Source organism: Pseudogemmatithrix spongiicola (assembly GCF_030623445.1).
GTDB classification, from domain to species: domain Bacteria; phylum Gemmatimonadota; class Gemmatimonadetes; order Gemmatimonadales; family Gemmatimonadaceae; genus Pseudogemmatithrix; species Pseudogemmatithrix spongiicola.
This window is the reverse complement of sequence record NZ_CP130613.1, coordinates 2,073,227-2,095,151: the sequence shown is the minus strand read 5'-3', so window position 1 is coordinate 2,095,151 and position 21,925 is coordinate 2,073,227. Positions and strand designations below refer to the sequence as shown.

The following is a 21,925-nucleotide window of genomic DNA, read 5'->3' as shown; positions in this document are numbered from 1 at the left end:
AAGGGACACACGGAATCTCGGCGCTTCCTATCGTTCTGTAAAATACATACTTTATATCAAACACATCGCGAAAAAAGAACAATGGAATCGCGCCTCCCGACGCTCAACTACCACCACCTGCTGTACTTCTGGGCGGTCGCCAAGGAAGGCCACCTCACCCGCGCCGCCGCCCATCTCCGCGTGTCGCAATCCGCGCTGTCCACGCAGATCCGACAGCTCGAGGCACGCCTCGGCCAGCCCCTCTTCCAGCGCCAGGGGCGGCAGCTCACGCTCACCGAGGCCGGACGCATCGCGCTCGAGTATGCCGAGCAGATCGTCGGGGCGGGGCAGGAACTCGTCGCGACGCTGCGCGAGGGGCGTGAGGCGGCGCGGCAAGTCGTCCGCATCGGTGCCGTCGCCACGCTCTCGCGCAACTTCCAGCGCAGCTTCGTCGCGCCCCTGCTCGGGGTGCCCGACGTCAGCCTCGTGCTGCAATCGGCATCGCTGGGCGAGCTGCTGGCCCGCCTCCGCGCGCACACGCTGGACGTGGTGCTCGCCAACCGACGCGTGCACGAGGACGCCGAGCATGCGTGGCGCTGCCAACGCATCGCGCGCCAGCAGGTGAGCCTCGTCGGGCATCGGCGCCGCGGCCGGGCGTTCCGTTTCCCCGAGGACGTGGGCAAGGTGCCGCTCATCCTGCCCAGCCGCGACAGCGAACTGCGCAGCGGCTTCGACGTGCTCTGCGAACGCGCCGGCATCCGGCCGACGGTCGTCGCCGAGGTGGACGACATGGCGATGCTGCGCCTCCTGGCGCGCGACCTGCAGGCCGTCGCGTTGGTGCCCGCCGTCGTCGTGCGCGACGAACTGCGGCGCGGCACGCTGCACGAGTACTGTGCCGTGCCCGATCTCTACGAGGAGTTCTTCGCCGTCACGGTGCGGCGCCAGTTCGCCCCGCCGCTGGTCCGCACCTTGCTGGATCACCGCATCGAATCGGCGCTGTGACCGCCATCACGCGCCGCGCCAGCGCGGTGAGCGGCACGGAGTTGCGGGGCGCGGTGTACGGAGCGAGTGTACGCTGAGTGCCGTGTGTTCGCTTCCGCGCCGAGGTGCCTGTGTCGGTCCAGACTGTTCCCGTTTCCCCCGTGCGTCGATCGCTGCTCCTGCTCAGCCTCGCGGCGTTGCCGCTGGCCGGTGCAGGCGCGCAGCAGAGTGAGGAGGAGCGGTATCGGCGCTTCCTGGAACAGCAAGAGCGGCAGTTCAACCAGTTCATGACGGCGCAGGACAGCGCCTTCGCCAACTTCCTCGAGCGCGACTGGCGCGCGATGCAGGCCTTTGCCGCCAGCCAGGGCTACACGGCGCCGAAGCCGCGTACCTTGCCGCGCCGCACACCGACGCCGGCCCCGGCGCCGGGGCCGCGGCCCTCGCCGACCCGACCCACGCCGGCCGGCGGGAACACACCGCCCGCCAACACGCCGCGCGCGAACACGCCGCCCGTTCCCGTCGCGCCACCGGACAACGTCGTCGCGAACATCCCGGCCCTGCCGCCGATGCCGCCGCGTCGCACTACGGGCACGCCGGGCAATCGTCCGGCGCCGCTGGCGCTGATTCCGCCGGCGAGTCGTCCGCTGCCGGCGCGCCCGGTGGATCCGTCGATGCTGCCGCCCGAGCCGGCACCCGCCCCCACGCCCGCTCCGCGCCCGGCGGCCCCGGCGCAGACGCTCAGCGTGCCGTTCTATGGAGGTCCGATCCCGCTGCGCTACACGCGCTCGCCCCTTCCGGCGCTGGGCAGTCCGGTGGACGGAAAGGCGATTGCCGATTTCTACCGCGGTCTCGCCTCCGCCGACTGGGGCGTGCTCGCCGAGGACCTGCGCGCGCAGTCCGAAGCCCTCGCGCTCGACGACTACGCCTACGCGCAGTTCGTGCTCCGCTTGGGCCGGCAGCTCGCAGGCGACGAGAGCCGCGCGCGATTGCTGACGTGGTATCTGCTGCTCAAGTCCAACGTGGACGCGCGTGTCGGCTACATCGGGCCGAACGGCGCCACCGCCGCCATGCCGGTGGGTACCATCGTGCTGCTCGTGCCGAGCACGGTGATGGTGTACAACACGACGTACTTCACGCTGCAGAACGAGAAGTTCTTCGCGGTGTCGCTGGACGAGGCGCCGTCACCGGACGGGCTGGGGCGCCTCTTCACCTACGACGGCAACTATCCCGGCCAGCCGCGCAAGATGGACATGCGCATCGCGCGGACGCCGAACCTCGGCGTCGCCGCGGAATCCCGCACGCTGCGTTGGAGCTACAAGGACACCACGCACACCATCGAGGTGCGCGCCGACCGCAACGCGGTGAAGTACCTCGAGTGGTTCCCGCAGGTCGAGTGGGACGTGTGGTTCGGCATCCAGATGTCGCAGCCGGCGCGGGAGACGCTGCTGCCCGCCCTGCGGCGCAAGCTCCAGGGCCGCAGCGAGCGCGACCAGGTGAACTTCCTGATCCGCTTCGTGCAGACGGCCTTCGAGTACAAGACGGACGGCGACCAGTTCGGCCGCGAGAAGCCGCTGAGCGTGGACGAGACGCTGCTCTATCCGTTCTCGGACTGCGAGGACCGCTCCATCATCTTCGCCGCGCTCGTGCGCGAACTCACCGGACTCGAGGTCGTGGGCCTGCTCTACCCGGGCCACATGGCGACGGCGGTGAAGTTCCGCGCGGCCGTGACCGGTGATGCCGTGGTGATCGGCGGGGAGCGCTGGATCGTCAGCGACCCGACCTACATCGGGGCGGACGTCGGCGAGGCCATGCCGCAGTTCAAGACCGTCACGCCGCAGATCGTCCGCATCCCCTGAGCGACGGCGTTGCGCCGTCGCCCGGGCTGCGTGCCGCGTACCGCTTACTCCCAGGTCCAGCTGGTCGGCGCGTAGGAGTCCGCGACGCGCGCGGCTTCGAGGAGGTTGCGGCGATGCTCGAGATCGGCCAGCTCCGCCTTCGCCGTGGCCAGCTCGTCCTGCGCCTTCGCCACCATCGCGGCGTCGCCGCGCGGCGTGACGTCGGCGAGCTGCCACTCGAACGCGCGAATGCGCGCGCGCGTGATGCGGAGGCAGGTGTTCACGCGGATCGCGTGATAGTGCGACCACAGGGAGACGGTCCGGTCATCATCCTGCCAGAGGCCTTCGATGCCGTCGTAGACGGAGAACGGCGGGATGGTGACGGCGTCGAGGTCAGGGGCGGTGTACGCAGCGGACATGCGGGCGGGCTCCACGGGAAGGTTGCCCGATGAACAGCCGCCGCCGCGGGCCTGTTCCCGCGGAAGAGCCCCGATTGACCCGCCGCCCGCCCCCGCGCTTTTTTCGTGGCGAGCCATGCGCACCCTCCTTCGCTCCCTCGTCGTGTTCGCCGCTGGCGCTGCGTTCAGCCCGGGGCCGGTGCCGGCACAATCCGCATCGCCCGCCGACACCCTGCCGGCGCTGCGCGCGGCCGCCGCGGCCGCACGCTCCGCGCACGACACGCTGGCGTGGGCTGGCCTCCTCGAAGAGTTGGGACTCGCGCACTGGCGTGCCGATCGCTTCGACTCGGCGCTCGTGCATCTCATGGCCAGCCGCGACCTGTCGGCGGCACGCGGCGACAGCGCGGCGGTGGCCCGCGTCTCCAATTCCGTCGGCTCGTCGCATTACCAGATCGGCAACTTCGAGCTCGCCCTGCAAGCCTACATGCGGTCGTTGGCCATCCGGACCGCCGACGGCAACGCACGGGGCCAGGCCTACCTGCACGCGAACATTGCCAAGGCGTACCAAGACTGGCGGCAGTTCGACCGGGCGCTCGAGAGCGCCGACAGCGGCGTCACGTTCGCCGATGCGTCGGGCGATGGCCACACCTTGGGGTACGCGCTGAACACGCGCGCCGACATCCTCGCCGACCTCGGCCGCTTCGCCGACGCCCGCGCGGATGTCGAGCGCTCGCTCGCCGCGTACTACAGCGGCCGCCCGCCGATCAGCCGGCGCGATTCGCTGAGCGCATGGTCCATCAACATCCTGTTGCTCGGCGAGATCGATCTCGCGTCAGGGCGGCCGGATGACGCGCTGCGGCGCTTCGGCGAGGTCTACGACTGGGCGCTCAAGGGCAACACCCTGCGCGGGCAGGCCAACGCGGCGCTGCAGATGGCGCGTGCGAACGAGGCGCTCGGGCGGTCGCGAGCGGCCGTCGAGGATTATCGCCGTGCGCTCGCGGCCGCCGATCGCACGGGCAACCGCGTGTATCGATTGGAGGCGCTGCACGGGCTCTCGCGCGTGTCGGAGCGCCTCGGCAACGCGCCGGCCGCGCTCCGCTATGCGCGTCAACACGAGGCCCTGCGCGACTCGGTCTTCGACGCCCGCGCGGCGCAGCGTGTGGCGGCCATCGAGCTCGAGGCCGAGGCGGCCCGCCAGCGGGCGGCCGCGCGGGACCTCCGCGAGCAACAGCAGGTGCAGGCCGCGGCCTTGCGCCTACAGCGCGTGCTGACGGGCCTCGCCGTGCTCCTGCTCGTCATCACGCTGCTGTTCGTGCTGGCGCTGCTGCGCGCGAGGCGTGAAGTGCGCACCCTCTCGGGCTTCATCCCGATCTGCGCCAACTGCAAGAACGTCCGCGACGACGCCGGCTATTGGCGCAGCGTCGAGGAGTACATGGCATCGCGGTCGATGGCGCAGTTCTCGCACTCGATCTGCAACAGCTGTGGCCCCAAGCTCTACGGCGATGATTGGGACCCGCCGTCCGCCGCCGCGACGCCGGGCTGACCCGCCATGGCCCGCATGCGGAAGAAGTCCGACCTCCCGCAGAAGGACTGCCTGAACTGCGGCCGTCCGTTCACCTGGCGGAAGAAATGGGAGCGGGACTGGGAGCAGGTGAAGTACTGCTCTGATGCCTGTCGGCAGCGCGGCGCGGGCGTTACGCCGCCGACGGCTGTGGGGCGGGGCCGGCCGCGAGGGCGCTGAGTCGGCGCGCCGCCTCGCGGCGCAGCAGCCAGAGGGCGAAGAGCGCGTGCACCGTCGTGGCGACGACCGAGACGCGCCACACCCAGTGCAGCTGGAAGCCCGGCAGCCGGGAGACCCAGAAAGCGGGGATCGCGAACACGGTCAGCCGCACGGCGCTCGAGACGACGCTGGGAATCGTGTTGCCCATCGCTTGGAACATCGACGAGCAGGTGAACACGAGCCCGCTCGCCACGAAGTTCCACGAAATCGTGCGCAGGAAGTCCACCGCGACCTCGACGACGACCGGGTCGCTGGCGAAGGGCTGCACGAGCACCGCGGGCCGCCAGTGGGCGAACAATGTCATGAGGGCCATGAGCGCGCTGCACAGCCGCGCGGCCGCCCAGAACGTCTCGCGTGCGCGGTCCGGCCGGCCCGCCGCCACGTTCTGCCCCGCGATGGGCGCGGCCGAGATCGCGATCGCCATCACCGGCAGGAACAGCGACTGCATGATGCGCGAGCCCACGCCGAAGCCCGCCTGCGCCGCCGCCCCGAAGCCGCCGATGATGCCGTAGATGATCGCCATCGAGACGAACATCAGCCCGAACTCGCCGCCCGCGGGGACGCCGATGCGCAGCAGCTTGCGCCACACCGCCGGGTCCGGCCGATACGGGGCCTCCTCTGCCGTCGCGGCAAAGAAGCCCGTGCGGACGAAGTACGCCGCCGCGGCGATGACGCCGACCGCAACGGCGATGGTCGAGGCGAGTCCGGCACCGGCGATCCCCATCGGTCGCCCGGTGCCCCAGCCGGCAATCAGCACCGGCGCAAGGATCGCGTTGAGGAGCACCGTCACCATCTGGATGATCATCGTCGGCTTCGCGATGCCGGCACCCCGGAGCGCGGCGCCCATCGAGATCAGGGCGAACTGCAGTGCGAGCGCCGGCAGGAACCACTTGAGGTAGATGAGTCCGTTCCGCACCGTCTCGGCGTCCGCCGCCACGCCGCGCAGGTACATCGGGGCGAGCACGCCTCCCGCGACCAGCACGAACACGCCCGTGATGCCGGAGAGGAGCAGGCTCTGCCGGAAGGCGCGTGCGCCATCGACGCGATCCTTGCGCCCGGCCGCGTGGGCGATGAGCACCGTGGTCCCGACGCCGAGCACCTGCGTGAGGGCCATCACGATGAACTGCACGTTTCCCGCGGCGCTGACGCCGGCGATCGCCGCATCGCCGAGTTGCGCGACGAAGTAGAGGTCGACCAGCACGTACAGCGTCTGGAAGATCATGCCCAGCGCCATCGGGATCGCCATGCGGACCAGGTGACCCGAGATGGACCCCTGCGTGAGGTCGAGGCCCGTCGTCACGGCTGGACCAGCGTCACCTGATCCGGCTTGTCCGGCACGACGCAAATAAACTCGAAGGGGCCGTCCACGACCTCGTAGGCATGCGGCACGCCGGCGGGAATGAACAGCGTGTCGTCGGCGCCGACCTCGTGCACCGCGTCCGCAATCCGGATGCGCGCGCGGCCGCGCAGCACGTACTGCTGGTGCTCGACGAGGTTGGTATGGAGCGGCATGCCGCCGCCGGCCCCGAAGGTGAAGCGGCGGAGCACGAAGGTGGTCTCGCCCTGCTGCGGGCCGACGAGGACGCGGAACGCGGCGTCGCGGCCGGACGGGATGACGGTCGGCGTGACGCTGTCCGCGGGGCGGACGGTGGCGGCGGGTGTCGTGGACATGCGAGAAACCTACATACGTCCGCGGGCGACGGCGCCGCGGCCAGCGCCGAGCCCTGACGCCGCGTAACTTCTCCGCGCGCCATCCCAACTGTCTCACCCCGTGGAGCACCTTCCGTGAAGACCTCGACCCTCGCCCGCCGTGTCCTCGGCGCCTGTGGCGCCCTTGCCCTACTGGCCTCCGCGACCTCGGCGCAGATCCCCGTGGCCGAGGAACTCAACCGGCTACACTTCCGCTCGATCGGCCCGGCGACGATGTCGGGGCGCATCGCGGACGTGGCGGTCTCCGAGAAGAACCCGGCCCTCTGGTACGTCGCGACGGCGCACGGCGGCGTGTGGAAGACGACCTCCGGCGGCACCACCTGGGAGCCGATGTTGCAGGACCAGGGTCTGATGAGCATCGGCGACGTGACGCTCTCGCAGCAGAACCCGGACTTGGTCTGGGCCGGCGGCGGCGAGAGCAACAATCGCCAGTCCACCAGTTGGGGCAGCGGCGTGTGGAAGTCCACCGACGGCGGCAAGACGTGGACGAACATGGGACTGCGCGAATCCAAGCACATCCATCGCATCGTCATCGACCCGACGAACAACGACATCGTCTTCGTCGCGGCGACGGGTCCGCTCTTCGGCCCCGGCGGCGAGCGCGGCATCTACAAGACCATCGACGGCGGCCGCAGCTGGCGCCGCGTCCTGGCCGGCGATGACGACACGGGCGGCAACGACATCGTGATGTCGGCTGCGGATCCCAAGGTGCTCTTCGCCTCGACGTACCAGCGCCGCCGCAGCGAGTGCTGCTTCAACGGCGGCGGCCCGGGCAGCGGGCTGTTCAAATCCACCGACGGCGGCGAGACCTGGGCGCGCGTGGCTGGGGGCTATCCCAGCGGCGAGCTCGGCCGCATCGCAGTGGACATCGCGCGGTCGAACCCGAACATCGTGTACTCGCTCGTCGAGGCACCCGCGCCCAGTGCGCCTGCAGCCGGAGCGCCTGCCGCCGCTGCGCCTGCGGGAGGCTCGATGGCGTCGAGCGCGCCGGCGAACAACCAGGTCAGCGGTCTCTGGCGCTCGGATGATGGCGGCGCGACGTGGACGCGCGTGAACGGCGCCAACCCGCGGCCCATGTATTTCTCGAAGTTGGCCATCGACCCCAGCAACGCGGAGACGGTGTACTTCGGCGGCGTCGGCCTCCACATGACGCTCGACGGCGGCAAGACGGTCGAGACCGATGCCGCGATGGTCACGCACGACGACATCCATGCGCTGTGGGTGAACCCGGCGAACCCACAGCACCTCGTGATCGGCAACGACGGCGGCATGGCCGTGTCGTTCGACCAAGCCAAGAGCTGGCAGTTCGTGCCGAACCTGCCCGTGGGCCTGTTCTATCACGTCAGCTACGATATGAGCGTGCCGTTCAACATCTGCGGCGGCATGCAGGACAACTACAACTGGTGCGGCCCTAGCCGCTCGCGTTTCAGCCGCGGCATCGTGAACCACGACTGGTTCCAGATCCTCGGGGGCGACGGCTTCCACGCGATCCCCGACCTGCGCGACCCGCGCATCGTCTACACGGAGTCACAGAACGGCAACATGATCCGTCGCAACGTCGTGACGGGCGAGAGCAAGAGCATCCGTCCGACGCCGAACACGGTGACGCCTGCCCCGGCGGCGGGGGAGACCTTCCGCTTCCAGTGGGACGCGCCGATCCTGCTCTCGCCGCACGATCCGGGCACGCTGTACGTGGCGGGCAATCGCGTCTTCCGCTCCACGGATCGGGGCGACTCGTGGACCGTCGTGTCGCCCGACCTGACGATGAATGCCAATCGCGATTCGATCGTCACGATGGGGAAGGCCGGCCGCGACATCCGCATCGCCACGCACGATGGCATCTCGCAGTGGCCGGCGCTTGTCTCGCTGGCGGAATCGCCGGCGCAGCGAGGCGTGCTCTGGGCAGGCTCCGATGATGGCGTCGTGAGCGTGACGAAGGACGGGGGTACCACCTGGACCAACGTAGCGGCCAACCTGCCGGGATTCCCGCGCGGCGCGTACATCGGGGAGGTCGTGCCCTCGCGCGGCGCGCCCGGCCGCGCCTACGTGGTGGTGCCCAACTACCGGCAGAACGACTACGCGCCGTATGTGTGGAGCACCGAGGATTTCGGCGCGACGTTCCGCCGCATCGACGCAGGCCTGCGCGGCGAGGTGGTCCGCACGCTGACGGAAGACATCAGGAACCCCGACGTGCTCTACGTCGGCACGGAGACTGGCCTGTTCGTCTCGCTGGACCGCGGCAACTCGTGGCGCCGCTTCAAGAGCAACCTGCCGGACGTGCGCGTCGACGAGATCGCCATCCATCCGCGCGACAACGCGATGATCGTCGGCACGCATGGCCGCGCCATCTTCGTGCTCGACAACCTCGCGCCCGTGCAGGAACTCGCCGCCGCGCAATCGGCGAGTCGGCCGGCAACGCTGTTCACGCCGACGCCGGCCCTGCAATGGAAGACCAAGGACGACCGCAACGACGAGTGCTGGGGGCATCAGTGGTTCACGGGCGAGAACCCGCCCAGCGAGGCGGTGCTGCCGTTCCACGTGCAGCGTGAGGTCCAGTCGTTGGAACTGCGCGTGGTCGGCGCTCGCAACGCAGAGGTGCGGCGTCTCGAGGTGCCGGCCGCGAAGCGGACGCTAGGCCTGCAGGCGGTGTGTTGGGACATGCGGGTGGCGCCGGTTGCGGTGGGCGCGCCGCCGGCTGCGGGTGGCCCCGGCGGGCAGGGCGGTCCGGGCGGCGGGCCCTCGCAGCAGCGTCCGATTCCCGGTGTGCGCGCACCGCTGCCGGACGTCGGCTTCCGGCCGGAGAATCCCTGCGGAGGCGCGGGCGGATTCGCTGGTGGCTTCGGGTTTGGCGGCAACGCGAATCTCGGGCCGTACGTCGCGCCGGGCCGCTACACCGTCGAGCTGATCGCCGACGGCTCGGTCGTGGACAGCAAGCCGCTCACCGTCGTGGCGGACCCGGCCCTCACCTGGACGGTCGCCGAGCGCGCCGCCTACGATCGCCTCGTCATGCAGTTGCACGATGAGCATCGCCGCTCGGCGACAACCGTGGCGCGCCTGAACACGCTGCGTTCGCAGCTGAGCGCGGCGCAGCAGCGTGCGGATTCGCTGCAGCTCAGCGCCGATGAGCGCGCGAGCCTTGCGCAGCTGAAGGCGCGCTTGGACAGCGTCGGTCCGGCGCTTGGCGTCGGCATCGCGCCGCAGGGCGGCGGCGCGGGTGGCGGGGGTGGCGGGGGCGGATTCGGCGGCGGCGCCGGCGGCGGCAACGCCTACTCGCGCTTCACGGGGCTCAAGGCGTCCGTGATCGGGCTCTGGGAGATGCCGAGTGCCGGTGTGCAGCAGCAGCTCCGCAATGCCCAGCAGGCGTTGGTGGCGCCGGTCCGTGATGCGGAGCGCTTGCTGGCGGACGCGGTGCGCGTGGGGCGCAGCCTGCAGGCCAAGGGCGTGCAGCTTGCGCCCTGAGGATTCAGGGCTGGCGCAACGCGATGTTGAAGGTCTGGTTGCTGCCGTTCAGTACGATGCTCACCCGCACCGTGTCGAAGCCTTCCTTCATCGCTGACACCAGCATCTGGGAGGCGCGGTAGCCGTCGAGGGCGTAGAAGCCGGCCGAGTCCGTGACGCTGCGGCTCGAGCCCCCCTCGACGGTCACGCCGGCGATCGGTGTGTTGGTCCCCTGCCGGAACACGCGGCCGCTGACGAAAGTCAGCGGAAACTGGGCTGGCGGCGGATCCCAGCGCGTGGCGTTCGGGTCGGTCGGGAACGTGTGGCAGCTGGCCGCCGCCACGACGGCGATGGCGAGCGGCACGACCAAGCGGGGTAGGCGAATCGACGGCATGGGGAGCATCGCGCGGGCTGAGATGAAGCGCGTAGCTTACATGCTCGCTTCGCCCGCTTCAACTCCGTCGTTCCCACCGCGCCCCCAGGCCCCGTGAAGACCACCGCCCGTTTCGATTCGCTGCCGGTCTACCTGCTCGCCACGATTCCCCAGAAGAAGCGCGAGCTCATCGCCCGGGGTGTGGACGTCATCGACCTCGGCGCCGGCGACGCCGACCTCGCCGCACCGCCGAAGGCCGTGGAGGCGCTCATCAGCGCCGTGCAGGACCCCGCGATGAGCCGCTACGGATTCGGACTCGGGCTGCCCAAGTACCGCGAGGCCGTGAGCGCCTGGATGGAGAAGCGTTTCGGGCAGCGCTTCGATCCGCTCAAGGAGATCGTGCCACTCATCGGGTCCAAGGAAGGCATCGCCCACTTCTGCCTCGCCACGCTGCAGAAGGGCGACGTCGCCATTCTCCCCGATCCCGGCTACCTCGCCTACCTCGGCGGCACCCTGCTGAGCGAAGCCGAGCCGTACATGTATCCGATCACGCCGCGCACCAACTTCCTCGTGGAACTCGACGAGGTGCCGGCGGAGGTGTTGGCGCGCACGAAGGTGTTGTTCCTCAACTATCCGAACAACCCGACCGCCGCGATTGCGCCCATGGAGTACCTCGCGCGCATCGTCCGACGCTGCAAGGAGCTTGGCATCATCCTGCTCTTCGACAACGCATACTCGGAGATGACCTTCGACGGCTACGTCGCGCCGAGCATCTTCGATGTGCCCGGCGCGCGCGACGTGGCCATCGAGTTCCATTCGCTGTCGAAGACCTACAACATGACCGGCTGGCGCTGCGGCTGGGCCTGCGGCAACGCGGAGTTGGTCGGCGCGCTGTCGAAGACCAAGAGCTTTCTCGACACCGGCCAGTTCATGGCGGTGCAGGCGGCGGCCGTGGCTGCGCTGGAGAGCCACGCGGAGTGGGTGCCCGGCAACCTTGCGGTGTTCAAGGAACGCCGCGACGCCGCGGTGGCCGCCTTCCGCGCGAACGGCTTCGCCGTCGAGGCGCCGAAGGCCTCGATGTACCTCTGGGTGCCGCTGCCGGCGGGCATCACGTCGCTGGAGTTCCACGAGCGCCTGATGATGGAAGAAGGCGTCATCGTGCTCGCCGGATCGTCGCTGGGCGCGGGCGGGGAAGGGTTCTTCCGCATCTCGTTCATCACGCATCCAGCGCGCATCGCCGAGGCGGCGATGCGCGCCGGTCGCGTCCTCCGTCGGATGCAGCCCGGCGCCTGAGCGCCGGGCCGCCTCGCGCGGATTCGACGGGCCTAGAAGCTCCGCTCCAGCCCCAGCTGCAGCAGCCTCGGCATCCCGGGGAGCAACCCGCGCGTGCGGTCGACCACGACCAGTTCATCGAAGACGTTCTTCACCGTGGCGAACACCGTGACGCCGAGCGGCGCCGACGTCCAGTTCGCCGACAGGTTCCAGAGCGTGTTGGCCGCGAGCGGGCCCTGCTGGCCGTCCGGCACGAGAACGCTGGTGTTTGCGGCGTCGCCGAACTGCCGGCCCACGTGGACCGCCTCGGCGGAGAGATCGAGGCCTGCCCGGTGCCGGACACCGAGCGTCGCGGTGACCGTGACCTCGGGTGCATACGGCAGGCGATTGCCCGTCACGCGCAGGGCCGTCCGCGACTCGGCCGCGTTCTGCTCCGCGTACACTTGGCCGGCGACGTCGGCACCGCCGGTGCCGATGAAGGCGAAGCGCTCGCCTTCGAATCGGGCGATCGGCATCCAGGTCGTCGCCAGCTGCACGAAAGGCGTCAGGCCACCCAGCGCCGGCAGGTCTCCGCGCAGGTCGAACTCGACGCCTTGGTGCAGGGTACGGCCGGCGCTTGTGAGCGTGGCGCCCGCTCCCCCGGCCACCGAGGCCGGAATCACCTGGTTCTCGAAGTCGAGGCGGAACACCGTCGCGTCGAGGTTCCATCCCCGCGCGGAGGTCCAGCGCGCCCCGACTTCGTAGTTCCACGAGCGCTCCGGGTCGAGCTCGACGACGCCACCCGTGGTGTTGCTGATGATGTCCTCGTTGCGCGGCGGCGCGAAGCCACGATGCGCGCCGGCGAACACGGTGAGGCGCGCGCTGGGTGCAAGCGTGGCGCCGATGCCCGGGATGATCTCGGTGAGCGACGTCTCGCCGCCGACGCCCGAGGGCGCGCCGGCCAGCGGGCGGCGGTTGGTGCGCGTGATCGTGATCCGTTCCACCCGCAGGCCTGGCGTGACGCTCCACGTCAAGCCTCCGATGCGCGCCTGTACGAAGCCGGCGAGGGCGCTGGTGGTGCGAAGGTTGTCCTCAAGGATCCCGGAGCCCGGATTGCCGGCGGGTCCGGCGCTGCGACTGTCGTGCGCCGCTCCGTTGAGCTGCACCCGGGTCTGGACCTCGCGATGCAGCCGCAGCCCGGCGTCGAGCTCACCCGCGAGGGCGCCGAGGACGAGTGGCTGCGCGTAACGCGGTTCGATGCCGGCGATCCGATACTGCCGCAACCGCCCTTCATTGCCGCACCCCGTCTCGAGGGCGGCGATCGACCCGCAGGCGGGGTCGGCCGCGTCATTCGGGCGCTGCGAGGAGTTGCTCGACTGTCGCCACCAATCCCGCTGGATCTGGTGGCCGTAAAGCGTGGTGACGAGGCGCCGGTGGCCGGCGGTCCACTCGTGGGCGATGGCGCCGCCGAGGCGCTGGATGTCGAAGCGGTCGTTGCGGAAGGGATTCTGGCGCGGATTGTCCGCCCACTCGGATTCACGCAGCCCCGAGTAGGTGACCTGCGACCCTTCGCGGAAGAAGTTGGCCTTTGCCGTGAGCCGCTGCGTCGGGGCCAGGCGCAGGAAGAATTTCGCTGAGGCGTCCGAGACGTCGGAAGCCGTGTTCTCGCGGGCGCCGAGCGAGCGGAAGCGGCCGACGTCGAACACCACACCGCCATCGCCCTGCACGGCCGCCACGCGCGCCTGCGCGCTGCCGAACGCGTTGGAGCCCCCGGCCACCCGCAACGACGTCGAGGAGACGGCGGGGAGCCCGGGCGTGATGTAGTTGATGACGCCACCGATGGTCTGCGGGCCATAGAGGATCTGGCCCGCGCCCTTGAGCACTTCGATGCGCTCCATGCGGCCGATGGGCGGGTGGTAGTACGCGGCATTGTCGCCGTAGGGGGCGAGCGCAACGGGAACGCCGTCCTCGAGGAGCAGCACTTTGGCGGAACGGGTCGGATTGAGCCCGCGAATGCCGATGTTCGGGCGCAGCCCGAGGCCCTCCTCGTCTCGCACGACGATGCCGGAGACCTTGCGCAGCGCTTCGTTCGTGGTGAAGACGCGGGCTCGGGTCAGGGTGCGCCGATCAAGCGTCTGGGCTGAGCCGGGAATGCGGCTCCGGTCTTCCGTGGTGCCGATGATCGTGAGGCCGGGCAGCCGCGCGACGGAGTCGCGGAGGCTACGGCTGGAATCCCGCAAGGCGCGTCGGCCGGGGGCGGTATCGCGCGCTTGCGCGGTCAGTCCGCGAGGGGCGAAAGCCACCAGCGACAACATCAACGCCAGCGGAAGTGCACGCGACGCGCGGCGGGGGCGGGGGGAGGAGGAAGCCATTGAGTCGAACGTTAGATGAGAATCGTTTTCAAAAGCCAGTTATGGAGGCTAAACGCCAATGGGGAGTAATGCAATAGGGTTTCCGGCGATTCGCTGTCCGTCAGCGTCTGGCGGGGGCGAGTACGTAACGCTCGTGTTATCTCTCGCCCAGACCGACGTACTCTCACGCCGAGCCGCCTCTCCCATGCGTGTCCTCCGTCGCGCCCTCACGGCGCTTCTCTTCGCCCCCGCGGCAGCCGCCGCCCAGCGTGCGATGCAGCCCAACGACTGGCATCGCCTCACGACCGTCTCGCAACCCGCGATGTCGCCCGACGGGCGCCTCGTTGCCTTCACCGTGACCACGGTGAACGAGCGCGAGAACAAGCGCCACCAGGAAGTCTGGGTGGCGCCGGCCGCCGGCGGCGATCCGCAGCGCTACACGGCACCCGGCTACGAGAGCAGCAATCCGCGCTTCTCGCCCGACGGCAAGTACCTGTTCTTCTCGTCGCAGCGGCCGGGCGGCAGCGGCAACACCTGGGCCATCCGCATGGACGCGCCCGGCGGCGAGGCCGCGCAGGTGGAGAACTATCCCGCGGGCAGTTGGCCGCGCGACGGCAAGTTCGCGGTATTCAGCGCCGCGGCCGATGCCGATACTGCAGGCGGCCCGCGTGCGGCACGCGAGGCGGATCCGTACGCCCGCATGCAGCCCACGGCGCGTCCGCCCTTCGGCGCCATCACGAAGCCGGTGATGCCCGAGCGCTTCGACGGCCGGCACATCTTGAGCGCCCGCTACAAGGCGAACGGACAGGGCTTCCTGCCCGGCGCGCGCACGGCGCCGCAGGTGCGGCCGCAGCAGATCTTCACCCAAGCACCGGGTGCTCGCCGTGAGCAGCTCACGCGCACGGCGTACTCGCATCGCAGCCCGGTCGTGAGTCCGGATGGCCGATTCATCGCCTTCATCGCCGATGCCGACCTGCGCCCCGATTCGCTGGTGCAGGCCATCAACGATTCCATCTCGCGCCTGCCGTATGACCGCGTGCGCGACGAAGCGCCGCGCAACGACGCCGACATCTTCGTGATTCCCGTCGCCGGCGGCACGCCGCGCAAGGTCGCGACGCTGGTCGGCACGGAGTCGGATCTCACCTGGTCGCCGGACGGCCGCCAGCTCGCCTTCGTGCATCGCGCCTCGCGCACCGCGAACGCGCGCCTCATGGTCATCAACGTGGCCGGCGGCCAGCCGACCAACCTCACGCCGACCTGGCGCTACGAGCCCGGCGGCATGGAGTGGCTGCCCTCCGGCGAGATCGCGATGTGGGCCGACATCGGCGGCTCGAGCGGTCTCTTCATGGTCAATCCGCGCACGGCACAGATGCGCGAGGTGCTCGGCGGCCGCCGCAAGATGAACGGCTTCTCGTTCAATGCGGCCGGCACCAGCGTGGCGTACGTGTCAACGAGCGTGGCCAAACCCACCGAGCTCTTCATCGCCGGCGTGGACGGCCGGAACGAGCGCAAGCTCACGGGCTTCAATGACGCGCTGAACCGCGAGATCGCGTGGAGCGACGCCGAGCGCCTCACGTACAGGTCGGTCGGCGACGTGGAGATCGAAGGCTGGCTCATGAAGCCCTTCGGCTACGAGGCCGGCAAGAAGTACCCGCTTGTGCTGTACATCCACGGCGGCCCGCACTCGCAGTACGGCGAGCAGTGGTTCGATGAGACGCAGAACCTCGCCGCGGCCGGCTTCATGGTGCTGTACACGAATCCACGCGGCTCCAGCGGCTACGGCGCGGACTTCACGTTCAGCACGCGCGGGCGCTGGTTCGCCGAGGACTACGAGGATCTCATGAAGGCCGTGGACATCGCCGCCGCGCGTGCGGATGTCGACTCCACGCGCATGGGCGTGACGGGTGGGTCCTACGGGGGCGTGATGACCGCGTGGGTCACCGTGAAGACCAATCGCTTCAAGGCCGCGCAGGCCGACCGCATGATCTCCAACTGGTGGAGTTGGTACGGCACGTCGGACGCGCAGGGACTGACCGAGTTCGAGTTCTACGGCCGTCCGTGGGACAACCCGGCGATGTATGACTCGCTCTCGCCGATCCGCTACGTGCGGCAGGTGCAGACGCCGACGTTCATCCTGCAGTCGGAAGAGGACCATCGCACGCCGATGACGGACGCCGAGCAATGGTTCGCCGCGTTGGTGCGGCAGGGCGTGCCGGTGGAGTTCGTCCGCTACCCGCGCAGCACGCACGATCTCTCGCGCACCGGCGAGCCCTGGCTGCTCGTGGACCGGCTCGGCCGCCTGCGCGATTGGTTCGGCCACTGGCTGAAGCCCTAGGCCACGTGCCATCTTCAGGCGTTCTGTAGGACATTCCCCCGCAGGTTCCCTCATCCCCCGGACAGAGACCTGATGTCTGATAACAAGGAAGAATGGGGCAGTAAACTCGGCGTGATCCTCGCAGTCGCGGGATCCGCCGTGGGCCTCGGCAACTTCCTCCGCTTTCCCGGCCAGGCGGCTGCGAACGGCGGCGGCGCATTCCTGATTCCGTATTTCTGCGCGCTGTTCCTGCTGGGCCTGCCGATCGGCTGGGCCGAGTGGACGATGGGCAAGTACGGCGGCAAGAAGGGCCTGCACGGCGCGCCGATGGTGATGGGGGCCATCGGCAAGGGTCGCCTCGCGCGCTATCTCGGCGTGCTTGGCGTGCTCATCCCGCTGGGCGTGAGCACGTACTACGTGTTCATCGAGACGTGGACGTTCGCGTACTTCCTCAAGTACATCAGCGGCGGCATCGGCATCGACCGCACGGCAGACATCGTCACGCAGACGGCGCAGTCCGGGTCGTTCTATACGATGATCACCGGCGCCGACGGCGACGGCCTGCTCTTCACGGGCGACTCCAAGTTCACCGTGATCAGCTGGATCGTCGTGTTCGCGGTCAACATCTTCTTCGTGTTCCGCGGGCTGTCGAAGGGCATCGAGAAATTCGTCTCCTACGCGATGCCCGTGATGGCCGTCTGCGCGTTGATCGTCCTGATCCGCGTGCTCACGCTCGGCACGCCGAACCCGGCGATTCCCGAGCAGAACGTGATCAACGGCCTCGGCTACATGTGGAACCCCGACTTCTCGGCGCTCGGGAACTTCCAGACATGGCTGGCGGCCGCCGGGCAAATCTTCTTCTCGCTGTCCGTCGGCTTCGGCGTCATCATCAACTACGCCTCCTATATGAAGGCGAAGGATGACGTCGCACTGTCGGGCCTCACGGCGTCGGCGACCAACGAACTCTTCGAGGTGGGCTTCGGCGGGATGATCACGCTCACCGCCGCCTTCGTGTTCCTCGGCTTGAGCGGCACGGCCGGTGCGGTCGCGACGGGCTCGTTCGGCCTCGGCTTCAACACGCTGCCGGTGGTATTCGCGCAGATGGGTGCGTTCGAGAACATCATCGGCGCGATCTGGTTCTTGATGCTCTGGCTGGCGGCGATCACGAGCTCGCTCTCGATGTACGCCCCGGCGACGGCGCACCTGAAGGAGGCGACGGGCTGGTCGCACACCAAGTCCACGTCGACGATCGCCATCATCGGCACCATCGGCGCGATCCTCACGCTCTGGTTCACGGCGGGCGGCGCCTTCTGGAGCACGGTGGACTTCTGGGTCGGGACCTACCTGATCTTCGTGCTGGCGATGGTGCAGATCATCTACTTCGGCTGGGTGTTCGGCATCGAGCGCGGCTGGAAGGAGTTGCACCAAGGCGCGTCGATCCAGGTGCCGACGATCTTCAAGGTGATCATGAAGTACATCGCGCCGGCGTACCTGATCATCGTGTTCGTGGGCTTCACGATCCAGAACTTCAGGGCCTCGCTGGAGGCGTCCTGGGCCAACACGGGCTCGCGCGTCGCGATGCTGACCATCGCGGCGATCCTCGCGTACCTCGTGATCGTGACCTATGTCGGTGAGAAGCGCCTGCGCGCGGCCGGCGTGGACATCGACGACAACAACCCTGCGGACTGAGGAGAAACCACAATGACGACCCTGGGTTGGATCTTCATGACATTCTCGCTCCTGCTCGTGTGGGGCGGCACATTCTGGTGCTTCAAGAAGGTGTTGGAGACGCCGCAGGAGGAGAAGGCGCCGCCGGGCTTCGGGCCGTAGGCGAGGCCTCGGTTGGCACGAGGGTCCGTGAACGACGCTGCCACAGAGGCACGGAGACACGGAGTATTGCACGGAGAACCGCGTAGGCACTTAGGGGGTCCACACCGATGCATTGGTGCGGACCCCCAAGTCTTTGTTGTGCCCCGTGCAACCTCAGGGCCTCCGTGTCTCCGTGGCGTCAGTTTCCATGCTTGGCGCCGGGCACATCGGTGACGCCGCCGGAGACGATGAACGCCAGCACGTCCGAGCTCGGCGCCTCGATCTTCGTCACGCGCGACGCCGGCACGACGACGAGTTGCCCCGCGAAGTTGTACGACTGCGGGAAGTACACCGCCACATCATCGGCCAGGCCGAGCCGCTCCAGCGACTCCTGGGTGATGAAGCCAAAGGTCCGCACCGCGCCGTCCGCGCTCATGGCGACCAGCACTGGGCGGTCGAAGCGCCGCTTCTCGCCGACGAAGGCGTCCAGCAGGTCCTTCGTCGCGTTGTAGAGGATCCGCACGAACGGCAGGCGGTCGAGCATCCGCTCCATCCGCTCCACCATCGTGTTCCAGAGGAAGTTCGAGCCGAGGAATCCGACGAGCGTAATGGCCGCGAGCGTCACGAGCAGCCCGGCGCCGGGCACGGGAATGCCCAGCCAGCCATCGATGGTGCGCAGCGCAATCCAGCAGACGGCGATCGTCACCGCGAGCGGGACGGTGAGCACGAGGCCGCGGAGGAAGTACGAAACGAGGTGGCGCATCGGCGTCCTGAACGGCTGGGGGAGGGACGGCGTATCCTGTAGCGGTGCTCGAGCCAAGATAACCCGAACCGTCCCGTCGATGCATTTCCGTCTTGTCGTCCTCCGGGCGGCGCGAGTCGTCGCGCTGCTGCTCCTGCCGGCCCTCGCGGCTGCCCAAGGCGAGCGCAAGGTCCTCACGCAGGACACCTACGACCTCTGGCGCTCGATTCTCCAGCCCACGCTCTCGCCCGACGGGCGCTGGGCGGTCTACACGCTCTCGCCGACCGCCGGCAACGGCGAGCTCGTGGTTCGCGCGACGGCGGCCGCGACGGAATATCGCGTCGCACGCGGGTCCACCGGCCGTCCGCTGCAGAGCGTGACCGGTCAGCCCTTCTCGCCGCAGGCAGCGCAGGTTACGGGTGACTCGCGCTTCGTCGTGTTCTTGCGCTATCCCACGCAGGGCGCCTTGGACTCGGCGCGGGCCCGTCGTGCCCGCGCCGCCGACCAGCCCAAGGCCTCGCTCGGCATCCTCTCGCTCGCCGATGGCAACGTGACGGAGATCGAGAAGGTGCGCGGCTACTCCGTCGCGCGCGACGGTGGCCGTTGGGTGGTCTACCAGCCGGAGGCGGATACCGCCGCGTCGCGCAACGGCGCGCGTGCCGGCGCCGACTCCTCTGCCCGCCCCGCGCGGCGCAAGGACACCGGCAGCCCGCTCGTCATCCGCGAGCTCGCCACCGGAACGGAGACGCGTATCGAGCACGTGAGTGCGTACGAGCTCAATGAAAGCGAGCGCTGGCTGGCCTACGCGCGCGCCGGCGCCGACTCGCTGGGCGTCGATGGCGTGTACGTCCGCGATCTCACGACCGGCGTCGAGACGGCGCTGAAGGTCGCCACCGGCAACTATCGCTCGCTGGCCTTCGACGAAGCGGGCTCGCAGCTGGCGTTCATCACGGACGCCGATTCCTGGGGTGCCGAGACCGTGCGCTTTGCCGTGTACCACGCCGCGCTCGCGGGGCCGCGGAGTCGGCCCGGCCCGCAGCAGGCGACCCGCGCTGTGGCCGCCAGCGAGATCGCCGAAGGCTTGCAGGTCGCGGAGCGCAGCCGCGTCGACTTTGTGGAGAGCGGCAGCGCGCTCACGTTCGGCGTCTCGCGCATCCAGCCCGACTCCATTCCCGCCGACTCGCTTGCCGACAAGGCCGTCGTGGATCTCTGGCACTGGCAGGATGCCCGTCCGCAACCGATGCAGCGCATCCAGGCCGGGCAGGACCGCAACCGCCAGTACACGGCCATCTACCACATCGCCGCGAAGCAGATGCGGCAGTTGGGCTCGCGGGAGTTCCCGAACATCACGCTCTCCAGCGATGGCCGTACGGCGGTGGCGAACACCAACGTGCCCTACGAGCTCGATGCCATCGCGGGCGAAGGCGGCACGGACATCAACGTCATCAACACGCTCACCGGCGCGGTGCGTCGCGTCGCGACCAAGGTGCGCGGTGGCGGCCAGCTCTCACCGGGCGGCAAGTACGTCACATGGTGGGAGAATCGCGCCTGGCGCGTGCATGACATCGCCGCCAACCGCACGCGCGAGCTCACGGCCGGGGTGACCGGCGTGTCCTTCGAGGACGAGTCACACGACACGCCGAGTGAGCCTGGGCCCTACGGACTCGGCGGCTGGGCCGCCGCCGATGCTGCGGTACTGGTGTACGATCGCTTCGACGTCTGGGACGTGGACCCCGCGGGCGTACGCGCGGCGCGCAATCTCACCGATGGCGCGGGCCGTCGGGACAGCATGACGTTCCGTGTGGTCGACTTCGACGCCGATCTCGACTACATCGATCCCGCCGCGCCGCTGTACCTGCGCGCCTTCGACATCCGCAGCAAGGATGCCGGCGTGTATCGCGATCGCCTCGGCGCGAACACGGCGCCGGAACGCCTCGTCATGGCGCCCAAGACCTGGCCCGTGCTCCAGAAGGCCCGACGCGCCGAGCAGTTCCTCGTGGCGCGCGCGGACTTCCGCGAGTATCCGGATCTGTGGTCCGGCCCGCGCTTCGACCAGCTCACGCGGCTGTCCGACGCGATGCCGGAGCAGTCGCAGTACCGCTGGGGCAACGTCCGCCTGCACAAGTGGATGAACAGCGACGGCGTGCCGATGGAGGGCCTGCTGTACACCCCGGAGGGCTTCGATCCCAGCCGCAAGTACGCGATGGTCGTGTACTTCTACGAGCAGCTCTCCGACAACCTGCACCAGTACCACCGGCCGGCGGGTCGCAACATCATCAACCCCAGCGTGTACACGTCGCTCGGCTACGTGGTGTTCTTCCCGAACATCCATTACACGCCCGGCTACCCTGGCCCCAGCTCGGTGAAGAGCATCGTGCCCGGTGTGCAGTCGCTGATCGCGCAGGGCTTCGTCGACCCGAAGCGCGTGGGCATCGGCGGTCAGTCGTGGGGCGGCTACCAGACGGCGTACATCATCACGCAGACGAATCTCTTCGCGGCGGCGGTGCCGAACGCGACGGTCGTGAACATGACGTCCGCGTACGGCGGTATCCGCTGGGAGAGCGGCGTCGAGCGCGCCATCGTGAACTACGAACGCGGCCAGAGCCGGATCGGCGGGTCGCTGTGGGAGTATCCGGAGCGCTACATGGAGAACTCGCCGCTGTTCTTCCTCGACCGCGTCACGACGCCGGTGCTGTTCATGGCCAACGATGCCGACGGCGCGGTGCCGTGGTACCAGGGCATCGAGTTCTTCGTCGCGATGCGTCGCCTGGGCAAGGAAGCCTACATGCTCAACTACAATGGCGATGCGCACAACCCGCGGAAGTACGCGAACCAGAAGGACATCGACCGCCGCATGCAGGAGTTCTTCGCCCACCACCTGCTTGGCGCGCCGAAGCCCGAGTGGATGGAGCGGGGCATTCCGTTCCTCGAGCGCGGGCGGGATCAGCTGAATCGCTGATCCCA

The 21,925-nt window shown here is 69.1% G+C and carries 16 protein-coding genes; 10 read left to right on the top strand and 6 right to left on the bottom strand.

Going from position 1 to position 21,925, the window contains the following annotated elements; genetic code table 11:
- Positions 1-81 precede the first annotated feature (81 nt).
- Positions 82-981 (top strand): LysR family transcriptional regulator, encoded by a 900-nt coding sequence (locus tag Strain318_RS09630; protein ID WP_367885496.1) that lies wholly within the window; start codon positions 82-84, stop codon positions 979-981.
- 140 nt (positions 982-1,121) lie between these two features.
- Complete coding sequence (locus tag Strain318_RS09625) at positions 1,122-2,816, top strand: hypothetical protein (protein WP_367885495.1); 1,695 nt, start codon at positions 1,122-1,124, stop codon at positions 2,814-2,816.
- Between the two features lie 44 nt (positions 2,817-2,860).
- Here Strain318_RS09625 and Strain318_RS09620 read toward each other — a convergent pair whose 3' ends face one another.
- Positions 2,861-3,214 carry a hypothetical protein gene (locus tag Strain318_RS09620; protein ID WP_367885494.1) on the bottom strand — a complete coding sequence of 118 codons (354 nt, stop codon included), beginning with the start codon at positions 3,212-3,214 and terminating at the stop codon, positions 2,861-2,863.
- A gap of 115 nt (positions 3,215-3,329) precedes the next feature.
- Here Strain318_RS09620 and Strain318_RS09615 point away from each other — a divergent pair, with 115 nt between their 5' ends.
- Both Strain318_RS09615 and Strain318_RS09610 read left to right on the top strand, forming a co-directional pair.
- Positions 3,330-4,736: a tetratricopeptide repeat protein gene (locus tag Strain318_RS09615; RefSeq protein ID WP_367885493.1), complete on the top strand. Its 1,407-nt coding sequence runs from the start codon at positions 3,330-3,332 to the stop codon at positions 4,734-4,736.
- A gap of 6 nt (positions 4,737-4,742) precedes the next feature.
- The gene (locus Strain318_RS09610; protein ID WP_367885492.1) at positions 4,743-4,934 is read left to right on the top strand and encodes a DUF2256 domain-containing protein; all 192 of its coding nucleotides are present in this window, start codon (positions 4,743-4,745) and stop codon (positions 4,932-4,934) included.
- Here Strain318_RS09610 and Strain318_RS09605 read toward each other — a convergent pair.
- Together Strain318_RS09605 and Strain318_RS09600 are read right to left on the bottom strand one after the other, a co-directional pair.
- Positions 4,888-6,273, bottom strand: coding sequence for an MATE family efflux transporter (locus Strain318_RS09605; RefSeq protein ID WP_367885491.1), 1,386 nt, complete (start codon positions 6,271-6,273; stop codon positions 4,888-4,890). The genes Strain318_RS09610 and Strain318_RS09605 overlap by 47 nt on opposite strands.
- Positions 6,270-6,644 carry a cupin domain-containing protein gene (locus tag Strain318_RS09600; protein WP_367885490.1) on the bottom strand — a complete coding sequence of 125 codons (375 nt, stop codon included), beginning with the start codon at positions 6,642-6,644 and terminating at the stop codon, positions 6,270-6,272. Before Strain318_RS09600 ends, Strain318_RS09605 begins: the two co-directional genes overlap by 4 nt.
- Before the next feature lie 114 nt (positions 6,645-6,758).
- On the opposite strand from Strain318_RS09600, the gene Strain318_RS09595 reads away from it, so the two are divergent.
- Entirely contained in the window at positions 6,759-10,142 is a 3,384-nt protein-coding gene (locus Strain318_RS09595; protein ID WP_367885489.1) for a WD40/YVTN/BNR-like repeat-containing protein, read from the top strand.
- A gap of 4 nt (positions 10,143-10,146) precedes the next feature.
- On the opposite strand, the gene Strain318_RS09590 is transcribed toward Strain318_RS09595, so the two are convergent.
- The gene (locus Strain318_RS09590; protein ID WP_367885488.1) at positions 10,147-10,515 is read right to left on the bottom strand and encodes a carboxypeptidase regulatory-like domain-containing protein; all 369 of its coding nucleotides are present in this window, start codon (positions 10,513-10,515) and stop codon (positions 10,147-10,149) included.
- Between the two features lie 93 nt (positions 10,516-10,608).
- Between Strain318_RS09590 and Strain318_RS09585 the strand changes: the two genes are divergently transcribed.
- Entirely contained in the window at positions 10,609-11,787 is a 1,179-nt protein-coding gene (locus Strain318_RS09585) for an aminotransferase class I/II-fold pyridoxal phosphate-dependent enzyme (RefSeq protein ID WP_367885487.1), read from the top strand.
- Between the two features lie 32 nt (positions 11,788-11,819).
- Here Strain318_RS09585 and Strain318_RS09580 read toward each other — a convergent pair whose 3' ends face one another.
- Positions 11,820-14,048 (bottom strand): TonB-dependent receptor family protein, encoded by a 2,229-nt coding sequence (locus Strain318_RS09580; protein WP_367885486.1) that lies wholly within the window; start codon positions 14,046-14,048, stop codon positions 11,820-11,822.
- A 253-nt stretch (positions 14,049-14,301) separates the two neighbouring features.
- On the opposite strand from Strain318_RS09580, the gene Strain318_RS09575 reads away from it, so the two are divergent.
- The 3 genes from Strain318_RS09575 (at position 14,302) to Strain318_RS09565 (ending at position 18,240) form a co-directional block, all read left to right on the top strand.
- The gene (locus Strain318_RS09575; protein WP_367885485.1) at positions 14,302-16,431 is read left to right on the top strand and encodes a S9 family peptidase; all 2,130 of its coding nucleotides are present in this window, start codon (positions 14,302-14,304) and stop codon (positions 16,429-16,431) included.
- Positions 16,432-16,503: 72 nt separating this feature from the next.
- The gene (locus Strain318_RS09570; RefSeq protein WP_367885484.1) at positions 16,504-18,099 is read left to right on the top strand and encodes an SLC5/6 family protein; all 1,596 of its coding nucleotides are present in this window, start codon (positions 16,504-16,506) and stop codon (positions 18,097-18,099) included.
- A gap of 12 nt (positions 18,100-18,111) precedes the next feature.
- Positions 18,112-18,240 carry a MetS family NSS transporter small subunit gene (locus Strain318_RS09565; RefSeq protein ID WP_367885483.1) on the top strand — a complete coding sequence of 43 codons (129 nt, stop codon included), beginning with the start codon at positions 18,112-18,114 and terminating at the stop codon, positions 18,238-18,240.
- A 178-nt stretch (positions 18,241-18,418) separates the two neighbouring features.
- On the opposite strand, the gene Strain318_RS09560 is transcribed toward Strain318_RS09565, so the two are convergent.
- On the bottom strand, positions 18,419-18,982 hold the full coding sequence (locus tag Strain318_RS09560) for a DUF502 domain-containing protein (protein ID WP_367885482.1): 564 nt from the start codon (positions 18,980-18,982) through the stop codon (positions 18,419-18,421).
- A 79-nt stretch (positions 18,983-19,061) separates the two neighbouring features.
- On the opposite strand from Strain318_RS09560, the gene Strain318_RS09555 reads away from it, so the two are divergent.
- On the top strand, positions 19,062-21,920 hold the full coding sequence (locus Strain318_RS09555) for an alpha/beta hydrolase family protein (RefSeq protein WP_367885481.1): 2,859 nt from the start codon (positions 19,062-19,064) through the stop codon (positions 21,918-21,920).
- The last annotated feature ends 5 nt before the right edge of the window (positions 21,921-21,925 follow it).

Excerpts from the sequence above, each read along its gene's own strand:
- Strain318_RS09600 (WP_367885490.1), bottom strand. The coding sequence starts at position 6,644 with ATGTCCACGACACCCGCCGCCACCGTCCGCCCCGCGGACAGCGTCACG.
- Strain318_RS09570 (WP_367885484.1), top strand. The coding sequence starts at position 16,504 with ATGTCTGATAACAAGGAAGAATGGGGCAGTAAACTCGGCGTGATCCTC.
- Strain318_RS09555 (WP_367885481.1), top strand. The coding sequence starts at position 19,062 with ATGCATTTCCGTCTTGTCGTCCTCCGGGCGGCGCGAGTCGTCGCGCTG.
- Strain318_RS09575 (WP_367885485.1), top strand. The coding sequence starts at position 14,302 with ATGCGTGTCCTCCGTCGCGCCCTCACGGCGCTTCTCTTCGCCCCCGCG.
- Strain318_RS09590 (WP_367885488.1), bottom strand. The coding sequence starts at position 10,515 with ATGCCGTCGATTCGCCTACCCCGCTTGGTCGTGCCGCTCGCCATCGCC.
- Strain318_RS09630 (WP_367885496.1), top strand. The coding sequence starts at position 82 with ATGGAATCGCGCCTCCCGACGCTCAACTACCACCACCTGCTGTACTTC.
- Strain318_RS09615 (WP_367885493.1), top strand. The coding sequence starts at position 3,330 with ATGCGCACCCTCCTTCGCTCCCTCGTCGTGTTCGCCGCTGGCGCTGCG.
- Strain318_RS09565 (WP_367885483.1), top strand. The coding sequence starts at position 18,112 with ATGACGACCCTGGGTTGGATCTTCATGACATTCTCGCTCCTGCTCGTG.
- Strain318_RS09620 (WP_367885494.1), bottom strand. The coding sequence starts at position 3,214 with ATGTCCGCTGCGTACACCGCCCCTGACCTCGACGCCGTCACCATCCCG.
- Strain318_RS09610 (WP_367885492.1), top strand. The coding sequence starts at position 4,743 with ATGGCCCGCATGCGGAAGAAGTCCGACCTCCCGCAGAAGGACTGCCTG.
- Strain318_RS09560 (WP_367885482.1), bottom strand. The coding sequence starts at position 18,982 with ATGCGCCACCTCGTTTCGTACTTCCTCCGCGGCCTCGTGCTCACCGTC.